Here is a 12622-nt window from a genome sequence, read left to right as displayed (position 1 = left end):
GGTGGTCCCGTCCCGATACGGGACGCCCGGCGGAGACCGTCCTCGGTCGACCCGCACCCACCGAGCCATCACCCGTGGCAGCGAGCACGATGACCGGGCACCAGTATCCATCCCCGTGCCGACTCGCTCCGCACGCGGCCGTCCGTACCTGCACGATCGAGGGCCTCGGGCCGTTCGCGAACCCGGGCGACCGCTGTCGGCTCGCATCCCGTGTCGACGGGCGGACGGGTGGTCAGTGGGTGGTGCCGCCCGGGGCGGTGATGTCGGTGGTGCGGGCGACGGCGGTGGTCATGACGGCGCGCAGGCCGGCGGCGATCGTGGGCAGCGGCAGTGAGGGGACCGCCCGGTCGGTGGCCTGGTCGGAGGAGAACGGGACGTGCACGAAGCCGCCGCGGGTGGTGGGGCGTTCGGTGGCGAGCAGGTGCATCAGGCCGTAGAAGACGTGGTTGCAGACGAAGGTGCCCGCCGTCTGGGACACCGACGCGGGCACGCCGGCGGCGCGGGCCGCAGCGACGCACGCCTTGACCGGCAGCGTGGCGAAGTACGCGGCGGGGCCCGCCTCGACGATCGGTGTGTCGATCGGCTGCCGGCCGGCGTTGTCCGGGATCCGGGCGTCGTCGACGTTGATCGCGACCCGCTCCACGGTCACGTCCGGCCGACCGCCGGCCTGGCCCACGCACAACACCAGGTCGGGGTCGACCCGCTCGACGGCGGCCCGCAGTTCCTCCAGCGCGACCCCGTAGACACAGGAGAGTTTGACCGCCGTCACCGTCAGGCCCGGTTCGGCCGCGTCCGCGAGCAGGCGTACCGCCTCCCAGGAGGGGTTGGTGGCCTCGCCGGCGAAGGTGTCGAATCCGGTGACGAGTACGCGGGTCATGGTGGTTCTCTCCTGGGACGCGGTGGACAGGGGACGCGGCGGGATCAGAAGGCGAAGGCCGACATGATGCCGATGTTGACGACGAGCAGCGCGCCGGCGGTGGGCAGTTGCGCCTTGATCGGCCCGTACTGGTCCTTGAGCCCCAGCAGCGCCGCGGGCACGATGTTGAAGTTGGCCGCCATCGGGGTGCACAGCGTGCCGCAGAAGCCCGCGAGCATGCCCAGTGCGAGCACCACCGCCGGATCGCCGCCGCCCTCGACCACCAGCACCGGCCAGCCGATCGCCGCGGTCATCACCGGGAACGCGGCGAAGGCGTTGCCCATGATCATGGTGAACAGGAACATGCCCAGGCAGTACACGATCACCGCGACGTAGATCTTGCCGTCCGGCAGCACCTTCGAGGTGAGCACGCCGACCTGCTTGCCCACGCCCGAGACCTGGAAGATCGAGCCGAGCGTGGCCAGCAGTTGCGGCAGCAGCAGCGCCCAGCCCATCGCCTCCAGCATCGAGCGGCCCTCGTGGATCGGCACGCTGATCCGCTTCTCGCGGACCACGAGCATGCCGACCACCAGCGCGACGATCGCGCCGACGCCCAGGCCCAGGATGGTCTCGCTGCCCTTTTGCAGGACCGGTTCGGAGCCGATGTGCCACTTCTTCACGAGCACCGCGCACACCATCGCCACCACCGGGATGGTCAGTGCGGGGATGAAGAGGCGGCTGCCGAGTCGGGCGGCGATGGCCACCCGCTGCTCGCGGCCGGTGGTGTGCACGGTGCCCTTGCCGGTGAAGCCGAAGCCGGCCAGACACACCATCACCAGCACGGCCACGCCCAGCGGTTCGGCCGGGGAGGTCTTCTCCACGACGCGGGTGCTGTAAACGAAGCCCGCGCCGAGCAGGCCCCAGAACGCGGCGCTGCCGAACCGCTTGGGATTGCTGCGGTCCACGAGCATCTGCGCGGCCATCACCAGGAAGACGGCGCCGACGAGCCAGAAGAACCACTCGACCTTGATCACTTGAGCTTCCCCTCGGCGACGATGCCGGCGGCGCGACCGGCGACGACGGATGCGGCGGCGGTTTCGGCGGGCGGTCCGGCGGCGGCGATCGCCGCGAACTCGCGGGCCAACGTGCGGTCCAGCCGCAGCAGTCGGCCGCCGTGGATGAGGAACGCGAAGACGGCGGTGGGAATCGCCCACAACGCCACGTGCAGCGGCTCGATGTGCTGGTGGTACGTGGTGTTCACGAAGCCGGTGATCAGCAGGATCGAACCGACCGCCAGGAAGCAGTCCTCGCCGAAGAACAGGCCGACGTTGTCCGCGCCGGCGGCATGCGAACGAATCTTCTCCCGGGTCTTGTCCGGGAGCGGTCCGTGGCTGCGCTCGGCGGCGCCCTCGGCCATCGGGACCACCAACGGCCGTACCGTCTGGGCCGGTCCGCCCAGGCTGACCAGGCCGACGGCGGCGGTGAGCTGACGCAGACCCAGGTACAACACCAGGAAACGCCCGGTGGTGAGTTTGCCGAATCGCGCGATCAGCGTCCGGGCCTGCTCCTGAAGACCGTTGCGCTCCAGGAGCCCGATCACCGGCAGGGTGATCGCGAAGATCGTCACGCCTCGGCTGGAGGCGAAGCCGTTGCCGAAGGCGGCGAGCACTTCGCGCGGGGACAGGTCACCGAGCAGGCCGGTGGCCACGCCGGAGACACCGACCACCAACAGGGGGTTGCGTCGAGTGGCGAACCCTACGATCACCAGCAGGACGCCGAGGAGCACAATCATTGCGCAGCCTTCCACGCTCGGGTCCTCGAACAGGGGGACGAGGAGGTGCCGAGGAGGCTAAGCTATTGTTGAACAATCCCACAAGACCTTGTGAACGGTGCGGGAACTTGATCTACTCCTCCCGCACCGCTCGTCGCACTCTGGGGGACCCCACATGGGCCAAGACGTCGACCTCGCCCGGCCTTCCGCCGAGGACACACTCGGACGCCTTGCCGCCGATCGCGACCTGCTCGGGCGTTCGGGCACCGCGCAACGTGTCGCCGAGGTGCTGCGCGATCGCATCGCCGAGGGCGCGCTGCCCCCGGGCACCCGACTCTCCGAACAGGCCCTGGGCGCCGCCCTCGGAGTCTCCCGCAACACGCTGCGCGAGGCGTTTCGCACGCTGGTCGACGGCCGCCTGGTCGTGCACGAGATGAACCGGGGCGTCTTCGTGCGCACGCTCGACCCCGACGACGTGAACGACATCTACGCGGTCCGTCGGGCCCTGGAGGGCACCGGCCTGCGCGCCGCGGCCACGGCCGGCCCCGTACACCTCGCCGCACTGCACGCGGCGGTGGCCGGCGGCGAGGCGGCGGCCGACGCCGGCGACTGGCCCGAGGTCGGCACCGCCGACCTGCGCTTCCACCGGGCCCTGGTCGCCCTCGCGGGCAGCCCGCGGCTGGACGAGTACATGACCCGGTTGCTCGCCGAGCTGCGGCTGGCCTTCCTGGCCATGCCCTCGGCCCGCGCGCTGCACGAACCGTTCCTGCGCCTGAATCGGCGCATCGTCGACCTGCTCGGGGCCGGCGACACCGCGGGCGCCGCGGCGGTCCTGGAGCGCTACCTGGACGACGCGTGCGAGATGATCTGCACCGCGATGCGGATGGACGGCGCATGAACACCACCGTGATCGACCTCAACGCCGACCTGGGCGAGGGCTTCGGCCGCTGGACGCTGACCGACGACGAGGCGCTGCTGTCCGTGGTGACCAGCGCCAACGTCGCATGCGGATTCCACGCCGGGGACCCGGCCACGATGCGTCGGGTCTGCGACCTGGCCGCCGAGCGCGGCGTGCGGATCGGCGCGCAGGTCTCCTACCGCGACCTGGCCGGCTTCGGCCGCCGGGCGATGGACGTCCCGGCCGCCGAGCTGGCCGCCGAAGTGGCGTACCAGATCGGCGCGTTGGAGGTCTTCGCGCGTGCCGCCGGGGCCCGGGTGACCTATGTCAAGCCGCACGGCGCGCTGTACAACCGCACGGTGTGGGACGTGGACCAGGCCGGCGCGGTGGTCGCCGGTGTGCTCCTGGCCGGCGGTGCGCTGCCGGTGCTCGGGCTGCCCGACTCGCGCCTGCTCGAAGCCGCCGAGTCCGCCGGACTGCCTTGCGTACGCGAGGCGTTCGCGGACCGCGCATACACCGCGCAGGGCACCCTGGTGCCGCGCGGGGAACCCGGGGCCGTCGTCCACGACGGCGACCGGGTCGTGTCCCGCTCGTTGACGATGGCGCGTGAGGGCGCCGTCGTCGCCATCACCGGAGAGCGGGTCGCCGTCTCGGCCCGGTCGCTGTGCCTGCACGGCGACACCCCGGGCGCGGCCGAGCTGGCGCTGCGGGTCCGCCGCGCGCTGCTGGCCGCCGACGTGTCCCTGGAGCCGTTCGCGTGAGGGCCCTGCCGGTGGGCCGACACGCGCTGCTCCTGGAGGTGGACACGGCCGACCGGGCCGAGGCGCTGCACGCCGAACTGCTGCGCCGCCGCGCCGCGGGAACCCTGCCGACGGTGCGCGAGATCGTTCCGGCGGCCCGCACCGTGCTGTTGGACGGGCTCGCGGATCCCGCCGCGCTGGCCGCCGACGTACCCGGTTGGCGCATCCCGCCGCTGTCCGTCGAGGCGGGCGAGCGGATCGAGATCGCGGTCCGCTACGACGGGCCGGATCTGGTCGAGGTGGCCGGGCTGTGGCGGGTGCCGGTCGAGCGGGTCCCGGAGATCATCGGCGCGGTCACCTTCCGGGTCGCCTTCTGCGGCTTCGCGCCCGGCTTCGGCTACCTCACCGGGTTGCCCGAGCGCTACCACCTGGCCCGCCGGGCCACCCCGCGCACCGCCGTACCGGTCGGCTCGGTGGGGCTGGCCGGCGAGTACGCGGGCGTGTATCCGCGCTCCTCGCCGGGCGGTTGGCAACTGATCGGCAGCACCGACGCGGTGTTGTGGGACGCCGCCCGGGAGCCCGCCGCACTGTTCGCCCCGGGCGTGCGGGTGCACTTCGTGCCGGAGGGGGGATGAACACCCGGGCCGTCGAGGTGGTCCGGGCCGGCGCCCTGACCACCGTGCAGGACCTGGGCCGAGCCGGGTTCGCGCACCTGGGCGTGCCCCGCTCCGGCGCACTGGACCAACCCGCACACCGGCTGGCCAATCGCCTGGTCGGCAATCCGCCGGACGCGGCGACCCTGGAGACCACTCTGACCGGCACCGCCGTGCGGGTGCGCTCGACCACCGTGGCCGCGGTGGTCGGCGCACCCTGCGCGGTCCGGGTGCAGGGCCGCCCGGTGGCGTGGGGCGCGGCGATCCGGATCCCGGCCGGCGCCGTGCTCGACGTCGGCCCGGCCACCGCCGGTCTGCGCGGCTACCTGGCCTTCGCCGGCGGCGTGGCGGTCGAACCGGTCCTGGGCAGCCGCTCCACCGACCTGCTCTCCGGGCTGGGGCCGGCGCCGCTGGCCGACGGCGACGTGTTGGCGCTGGGCGAGCCGAGCGGCCCCACCCCGGCGGGCGCGGACGTGTCCCGATGCCCGGGCCCACCCAGCGAACTCGTGCTGCCGCTGGTCCTCGGCCCGCGCCGGGACTGGTTCTCGCCCGGCGCCCCGGCCTCGCTCGGCGCCGCCCGCTACACGGTGGCCTCGGCGAGCAACCGGATCGGGCTGCGTACCGACGGGCCCGCGTTGAGCTGGGCACGCACCGACGAACTGCCCAGCGAGGGCATGGTGTTGGGTGCGGTGCAGGTGCCCCCGGACGGACGACCGGTACTCTTCCTGGCCGACCACCCGGTCACCGGCGGCTACCCGGTGATCGGCGTGGTCCCCGAGGAACACCTCGGCCAAGCCGCCCAGGCGGTCCCCGGCACCCCGGTCCGCTTCACCGTCACCGCGCCCTGAGCCACCGCGCTTCGCGGCCGGCTCCTGGGTCATGGCTCCTGCGGCTCCCGGATCCCGGATCGGCAACACCGCTGGTGTACCCGGTGGTTGCCGGTCGCGCGTCGGGCACCCGCATCGGCGGCGATCCCGCCCGGACCGGTAACTCGGTTGTCATGCACGTGAGTTCTTCACGTGCGGACCCGTGCGTTCCTCATGACGTTTCGTGATGAATACGACTGCCGTCCACTCCCGTTCGCCGGCAACGTTCTCCACGGCACCAGCCATCGGGAATGGGAGTGCGATGAACAAGGGGTACGCGGCCTACTGCGACGCCGATCGGACGTTCTACGACGCGCCGCACCGACTCCGCACGGACGAGAGCGGTCCGGCGGCGTCCTACCGGACCACGCGCCGCGAACTCCCGGACGGCTGGCGGCGGCACAACTTCGCCGACTGGCTCGCCTTCCGACCGGCCGAGTACCCGCTGCCCGCCCAGGGCTGGAAGATCCACGTCTCCGCGTGCCTGGGCAACGCCGAGAGGATACTCGCCGCCGTCTGGGACTACTGCGTCCCACGCGGCATCGCCTTCAAGTGCGTACCGAGCCGGTACCTGCTGCACACGCGCAACGCCAAGTACGCCGACCGGGCCGGCAGCGGGAAGTTCGTCACCGTCTACCCCACCGACGACGAGCAGTGTCGCAACATCGCGACCGACCTGGCCGAGCTGTTGGCCGGCGAACCCGGCCCGTACATCCTCAGCGACCTGCGCTGGGGCGAAGGACCGGTCCACCTGCGGTACGGCAGCTTCACCGAGCGCAACTGCCACAACGAGCGCGGCGAACCGTGTCCCGCGATCGCGGACGACACCGGCACCCTGGTCCCCGACCGCCGCGAACCCACCTTTCGGCTGCCGCCGTGGCTCGACCTGCCCGCCTTCCTGGCCCCGCACCTGGCCGCCCGGTCCGCGACCACCGTCGGCGAACTCCCGTACAAGATCGAGCGTGCGCTGCACTTCTCCAACGGCGGCGGCGTCTACATCGGCCGGGATCTGCGCACCGACGAGCAGGTCGTACTCAAGGAGGCCCGGCCGCACGCCGGGCTCGCCGCGGACGGCGCGGACGCGGTCACCCGGTTGGAGCGCGAGCGCGACGCGCTGCGCCGACTGAGCGGGCTCGGCTGTACCCCCGAGGTGCACGACTGGTTCACCCTCGGCGAACACAGCTTCCTGGTGCTGGAGTTCATCCAGGGCAGCCCGCTGAACACATTCTTCGCCCACCGGCATCCGCTGATCGAGACGGATCCCTCGCCCGAGCAACTGGTCGAGTACACCCAGTGGGCGATGCGGGTCTACACCCTCGTGGAGAACGCGGTCGCGCAGGTCCACGCCCGCGGTGTGGTCTTCAACGACCTGCACCTGTTCAACATCATGATGTCCGAGGACGAGAGCGCGGTGACGCTGCTCGATTTCGAGGCCGCCGCCGTGGACGACGACAACGCCCGACAGGTGGTCGCCCATCCCGGCTTCGTCGCCCCGCGCGACCGACGTGGCGCGGAGGTGGACCGCTACGCCCTGGCGTGTCTGCGGATCGCCCTGTTCCTGCCGCTGACCAGCCTGTTCGCCGTGGATCGGGACAAGGCCCGGCATCTGGCCGACATCGCCGCCGAACAGTTCCCGATCCCGGCCGGTTGGCTGGACACGGCGGTCGAGGAGATCCTGCGCGGGCACCGGCCCGAGCAGGATCCGCAGACGAGGATCCCCGATCGCCCCCGGCCGACACACGGTTACCTCCCGGTCGCCTTGGACGACTGGCCGAACAGCCGTGACTCGATGGCCCGGGCGATCCACGCGTCCGCCACACCGGGCCGCGACGATCGTTGTTTCCCCGGCGACATCGTTCAGTTCGCCGTGCCCGGCGGCGGTGCGAGCTTCGGGTACGGAGCGGCGGGCGTGTTGTACGCGCTGGCCGAGACCGACGCCGAGCCGCTTCCGGCGGCCGAGGAATGGCTGTTGCGCGCCACCGAGAACCTGCCGCCCGGGAACCCGATCGGCTTCTACGACGGCCTGTCCGGCGTCGCCTGGACGCTGGACCGGCTCGGTCGGCGGGAACGGGCCCTGGATCTGGTCGACACGATCCTCGCGCAGGACCGGCGCATGCTGGGACCGGACCTGCACAGCGGCCTCGCCGGTCTCGGCCTGGCCCTGCACGACCTGGCCGGCTCCACCGGCGAATCCGCCCTGGACACCCATGCGTTCGCGTGTGCCGAGCAGCTCGCGGACCGGATCCGCACCGGTCCCGCACCGGCCCGGGCCGGCTTGTTGCACGGCGCCACCGGCGGCGCGCTGCTGTACCTGCGCCTGTACGAACGACTCGGCGACCCGGGCCTGTTGGACGCCGCCGCCGAAGCGCTGCGGGCCGACCTGGCCCGCTGTGTGATCGCGGTCGGCGGCACCCTCCAGGTCGACGAGGGCAGCCGCACGATGCCCTACCTGGGCGCGGGCAGCGTAGGCATCGGCATGGTCCTGGACGACTACCTCGCGCACCGTCCCGACGCCGAGTTCGAGCAGGCCCGCGGCGAGATCGTGCGCGCCGCGCAGGCCAGGTTCTGTGCCCAGCCCGGCCTGTTCCGGGGCACGGCGGGCATGGTGCTGCACCTGAGTCGCACCACCACCGGTGGGCCCGGGACCGAACCGGCCGACATCCGTCGGCAGATCGAGTCGTTGTCCTGGGGCGCGGTCCCCTACCGGGGCCGACTCGCCTTCGCCGGTGAGCAGATGATGCGGCTGTCGATGGATCTCAGCACCGGCACCGCCGGTTGCCTGCTCGCGTTGGGCAGCGCCCTGCACGACCGACCCGTGCAACTGCCCTTCCTCCCGCCGCCTTCGCGGCCCTGAAGCCGATCCCTTCACGGGGATCGAAGCAAGACCCGCCTGCGGTTTCGGGCGGGCGCACCGGGCGATCGATGTCCCGTCGATCGAGTACCACTACCGAGAGGAATGATCACCATGGCACTTCTCGACCTGCAGGCGATGGAGACCGAAGAGGCCCCCGAGTTCGGTGGCGGCGGCCACGGTGGCGGCAGCCGCCTGAGCCTGCTCGTGTGCGGCGACAGCCGGCTGAGCCTGCTCATCTGCGACTGACCGATCCACTCCCGGGGTTGACCACTCCGAGGTGAAAAGCGCGACGCGGTCCCGGGCGGCGGCATTCCGCCCGGGACCGCTGCTCTCGAAAGTACGCCCACAGCGCACGTCCCAGGACCCACCCCGCACCCGGAGGCGAGGAATCGCAGCACATGGCCGCCATCCGCCGGACCGCCGACCGCACCGAACCGGCGCCCGCCGACGGCACCGACGGCCCCGGCCGGCTCCTGGTCGGCGCCCTCCGGCACAGCGCGGGCCGCACCTCCGCCCTGTTCGCCTGCAGTGTCGGCGCCGCCGCAGTCGCGATCGCGCTGCCCGCCGTCCTGGGCCACGCGCTCGACCTGTTGCTCGACGACGCCGCCGGAGCACGCCGCGCGGTCGCCTTGTGCGCGATCCTGATCGTCGCCGAAGTCGTCTTCGACGCGGCGGAGGCGCTCCTGAGCGGGATCACCACCGCCCGGACCGCCGCCTGGCTGCGCCGCCTCGGCATCGACCACGTGTTGTCGCTCGCCCCGCACCGCGCCGCCGAGCGCGGCACCCCCGGCGACCTGGTCACCCGACTCACCGGCAACGCCGCCGAGGCGAGCACCGCTCCCGCCACGGTGGCAACCGGCCTGGCCGCGTTGTTCGTTCCGCTCGGCGGCCTGATCGCACTCGCGGTCATCGACCTCCCGCTGTTCGCGGTGTTCCTGGCGGGTGTGCCGCTGCTGGCCTGGCTGCTGCGCGCCTTCGTGCGCGACTCCTCGGACAGTGTGGCCCGCTACCAGCGTGTCCAGGCGGACATCGCCGGCCGGCTCGTCGAGGCCCTGGGCGGCTCCCGCACGATCGCCGCCGCCGGCAGCTCGGCCCGCGAACTCGACCGGATCCTCGCGCCGTTGCCCGAGCTGGGCAACCAGGGCAGGCGGATGTGGCACGTCTACGGACGGGCCATGGCGGGCGCCGGAATCCTGGTGCCGCTGCTGACCACGGCCGTGCTGGCCGTCGGCGGAATCCGGCTGACCCACGGCGACCTGACCGTCGGCGAACTGCTCGCCGCCTCGCGCTACGCCCTGTTGGCCGCCGGCCTGGGCGCCGGCGTCGGGCAACTCAACGCCCTCGTGCGCAGTCGCGCCGCCGCCCGCCGCACCGCCGAGTTGTTGGCCGTGCCCCCGATGCGTTCGGGCACCGACCCGCTGCCGGCGCACGGCCCGGGCCGGCTCGAATTGCGCGGGGTCACCGTCGTGCGGGACGGCACGGCGGTGCTGCGCGACGTGCACCTGATCGTGCCGGGCGGCAGCACCGTGGCCGTGGTCGGGCACTCGGGCGCGGGCAAGTCCACGCTGGCCGCGGTCGCCGGACGGCTGACCGACGTGGACGCGGGCACGGTGTGGTTGGACGGGGTGCCGGCGACCGAGGTCGATCCGACGCGGTGGCGGCGCGAGGTCGGGTACGCCTTCGAGCGACCGGCGCTGTTCGGCGACACGATCGCCGAGGCGATCGGCTTCGGGCCGTATGCCTCCTCCCCCGGCGAGGTCGAGGTCGCCGCCGAAGCGGCCGGCGCCGACGGCTTCATCCGGCTGCTGCCGAAGGGCTACGCGGCGCCGCTGAGCGGTGCCCCGCTGTCCGGGGGCGAACTGCAACGCCTCGGGCTGGCGCGGGCGTTCGCGCACGCCGGGCGACTGCTCATCCTGGACGACGCCACCTCCAGCCTGGACAGCGTGACCGAATTGCGGGTCGGCCGGGCGCTGGTGCGCGACGTGCGCGCGGGCACCCGGTTGTTGATCGCCCATCGGGCCTCCTCGGCGGCGCGGGCCGACCGGGTCGTGTGGCTGGAGGCCGGCCGGGTGCGGGCGCTCGGCACACACCGGGAGTTGTGGGACGTGCCGGACTACCGGGCGGTGTTCGCGGATCTCGGCGATCCGGGCGCGGCCGAGGGATCGGCGGCCGGGGCCGGACCGGGCGCCGCCGGGGAGGATCGGTGAGCAAGTCCCGTGTGCCGGTGCTCGCCCGGCGTTTCCTGGCCCGGCGCAGGCGGGTCCTGGTCCGGCTCGCGGGATGGTCGCTGCTGGAGTCGGCGCAGACCTTCCTCGGCGGCTACGGCGTGGCGATGGCCCTCGATCACGGCTTTCTGGCCGGGCGCGCCGGAATCGGGGTGGCCTGGCTGGCCGTTGCCGCGGTGGCGATCGTCTTCGGCGGGTGGGCCACCGGCGGGATCTTTCGCGGCCTGGCCGATCTGGTCGAGCCGCTGCGCGACGGGCTGGTCCGGCGGGTGGCGACGCGCGCGCTGACCGAGGCGATCGACGCGCCGGCCCGCGCGGCGGACAGCGCGGTGGTCTCGCGTTTGACCAACCAGAGCGAGATCGCCCGGGACAGCTTCGCCGGACTGGTCCTGGTGGCCCGCTCGTTCGTCTTCACCGCTCTCGGCGCGCTGTTCGGACTGGCCGCGCTGGCACCGGAGTTGCTGGTCGTGGTGGTGCCGCCGCTGGTGCTCGGGCTGGCGCTCTTCCTGGCCACGTTGCTGCCGATGGCCGCCCGACAGCGGGCCTTCCTGGACGCCGACGAGGCGTTGTCCGGGCAACTCGGAATGGTCGCGACGGGCCTGCGTGACGTGCTGGCGGGCGGCGCGGGCGAGTCGGTCGCGGCTCGTACGCACGCGTTGATCGACGCCGAGGCCCGCGCGGCGCGGTCGTTGGCCCGGTGGGCCGGCGCCCGGGCGATCGCGCTCGGGGTGGCCGGGCAGTTGCCGGTCCTGTTGCTGCTGGTGAGCGCTCCGTGGTTGCTCGATCGGGGCCTGACCGCGGGGGCGTTGCTGGGCGCGCTGACCTACCTCACCCAGGCGCTGTTGCCGGCGCTGCACACGTTGATGCAGGCGCTGGGCGCGGCGGGCACCCGACTGCTCGTGGTCCTGGATCGGCTCACCTCGGGGCCGACGTCGGCGCGGCGGCGTGCCGGCGTGCTCGGCCCGGCCGACGCGGCCGGTGCGACCGGTGGGCCGCCGCGGGTGCGGCTGCGCCGGGTGACGTTCGCCTACGGCCCGAACGCGGCGCCGGTGGTGCGCGACCTGGACCTGACCGTCGAACCCGGCGAGCACCTCGTGGTGGTCGGCCCCAGTGGCATCGGCAAGTCGACGCTGGCCGCCCTGGTCGCGGGGGTGCTCGTGCCGGACCGGGGCGAGGTGCTCGTGGACGGCCGGCCGGTTCGCCCGGTCGGCGGCGAGGCCTCCCGGCAGCGGGTGCTCATCCCGCAACAGGCGTACGTGTTCGGCGCGAGTGTGCGGGAGAACCTGCTCTACCTGTGCCCGGACGGCGCGTCCGCGGCGGCGCTGGCCGCGGCGACGGACGCGGTGGGCCTGGGGCCGCTGATCGATCGACTGGGCGGCCTCGACGCGCCGGTGGATCCGGCGTCGTTGTCGCAGGGCGAGCGCCAGTTGATCGCGTTGGGTCGGGCCCACCTGTCACCGGCGCCGCTGGTCCTGTTGGACGAGGCCACCTGCCATCTGGATCCGGCCGCCGAACGACGCGCCGAACGGGCCTTCGCGGACCGGCCGGGGACGTTGATCGTGGTCGCCCATCGGATCAGTTCGGCCCGACGGGCGGACCGGGTGCTGGTCCTGGACGGTGTACACGCGGTGTGCGGAACGCATCGGGAACTCCTGGATCGCTCGTCGTTGTACCGGGACCTGGTGGGGGACTGGCACGCGGAACGCATCTGAGGAGGATCGGGAGGGGGTCGGGATCCGGGCTCCGGCGCGTCGCCCGG

At 73.1% G+C, this 12622-nt stretch carries 11 protein-coding genes; 8 read left to right on the top strand and 3 right to left on the bottom strand.

Annotation, left to right across the window (positions count from 1 at the left end; genetic code table 11):
* Positions 1 to 232 precede the first annotated feature (232 nt).
* From pcp to ACH4U8_RS32495, 3 genes are read right to left on the bottom strand one after another with little or no spacing between them, the layout of a single operon-like run.
* Positions 233 to 877: a pyroglutamyl-peptidase I gene (gene pcp / locus ACH4U8_RS32505; protein WP_360309103.1), complete on the bottom strand. Its 645-nt coding sequence runs from the start codon at positions 875 to 877 to the stop codon at positions 233 to 235.
* Positions 878 to 921: 44 nt separating this feature from the next.
* The gene (locus tag ACH4U8_RS32500) at positions 922 to 1890 is read right to left on the bottom strand and encodes a DUF979 domain-containing protein (RefSeq protein WP_379992308.1); all 969 of its coding nucleotides are present in this window, start codon (positions 1888 to 1890) and stop codon (positions 922 to 924) included.
* Positions 1887 to 2648: a DUF969 domain-containing protein gene (locus tag ACH4U8_RS32495; RefSeq protein WP_395781994.1), complete on the bottom strand. Its 762-nt coding sequence runs from the start codon at positions 2646 to 2648 to the stop codon at positions 1887 to 1889. The genes ACH4U8_RS32500 and ACH4U8_RS32495 overlap by 4 nt, the downstream gene beginning before the upstream one ends.
* A gap of 154 nt (positions 2649 to 2802) precedes the next feature.
* Between ACH4U8_RS32495 and ACH4U8_RS32490 the strand changes: the two genes are divergently transcribed.
* The 8 genes from ACH4U8_RS32490 (at position 2803) to ACH4U8_RS32455 (ending at position 12575) form a co-directional block, all read left to right on the top strand.
* Positions 2803 to 3525 carry a GntR family transcriptional regulator gene (locus ACH4U8_RS32490; RefSeq protein ID WP_395781992.1) on the top strand — a complete coding sequence of 241 codons (723 nt, stop codon included), beginning with the start codon at positions 2803 to 2805 and terminating at the stop codon, positions 3523 to 3525.
* Positions 3522 to 4286: a LamB/YcsF family protein gene (locus tag ACH4U8_RS32485; RefSeq protein ID WP_395781990.1), complete on the top strand. Its 765-nt coding sequence runs from the start codon at positions 3522 to 3524 to the stop codon at positions 4284 to 4286. The genes ACH4U8_RS32490 and ACH4U8_RS32485 overlap by 4 nt, the downstream gene beginning before the upstream one ends.
* Complete coding sequence (locus ACH4U8_RS32480; protein WP_395781988.1) at positions 4283 to 4900, top strand: allophanate hydrolase subunit 1; 618 nt, start codon at positions 4283 to 4285, stop codon at positions 4898 to 4900. The genes ACH4U8_RS32485 and ACH4U8_RS32480 overlap by 4 nt, the downstream gene beginning before the upstream one ends.
* A complete protein-coding gene (locus ACH4U8_RS32475) occupies positions 4897 to 5766 on the top strand; it encodes a biotin-dependent carboxyltransferase family protein (RefSeq protein WP_395781986.1) in 870 nt (289 codons plus the stop codon). The genes ACH4U8_RS32480 and ACH4U8_RS32475 overlap by 4 nt, the downstream gene beginning before the upstream one ends.
* Positions 5767 to 6046: 280 nt before the next feature.
* The gene (lanKC, locus tag ACH4U8_RS32470) at positions 6047 to 8638 is read left to right on the top strand and encodes a class III lanthionine synthetase LanKC (RefSeq protein WP_395781984.1); all 2592 of its coding nucleotides are present in this window, start codon (positions 6047 to 6049) and stop codon (positions 8636 to 8638) included.
* Positions 8639 to 8749: 111 nt separating this feature from the next.
* Positions 8750 to 8884, top strand: coding sequence for a SapB/AmfS family lanthipeptide (locus tag ACH4U8_RS32465; protein WP_360309119.1), 135 nt, complete (start codon positions 8750 to 8752; stop codon positions 8882 to 8884).
* Between the two features lie 152 nt (positions 8885 to 9036).
* Complete coding sequence (locus tag ACH4U8_RS32460; RefSeq protein ID WP_395781982.1) at positions 9037 to 10845, top strand: ABC transporter ATP-binding protein; 1809 nt, start codon at positions 9037 to 9039, stop codon at positions 10843 to 10845.
* The gene (locus tag ACH4U8_RS32455) at positions 10842 to 12575 is read left to right on the top strand and encodes an ATP-binding cassette domain-containing protein (protein ID WP_395781980.1); all 1734 of its coding nucleotides are present in this window, start codon (positions 10842 to 10844) and stop codon (positions 12573 to 12575) included. The genes ACH4U8_RS32460 and ACH4U8_RS32455 overlap by 4 nt, the downstream gene beginning before the upstream one ends.
* Positions 12576 to 12622 lie beyond the last annotated feature (47 nt).

Origin of the sequence: Embleya sp. NPDC020886, assembly GCF_044333915.1 — a bacterium.
Taxonomy (GTDB): Bacteria; Actinomycetota; Actinomycetes; order Streptomycetales; family Streptomycetaceae; genus Embleya.
Note: the sequence above shows the minus strand (reverse complement) of the source record. Positions and strands in the feature narration are given on the sequence as shown.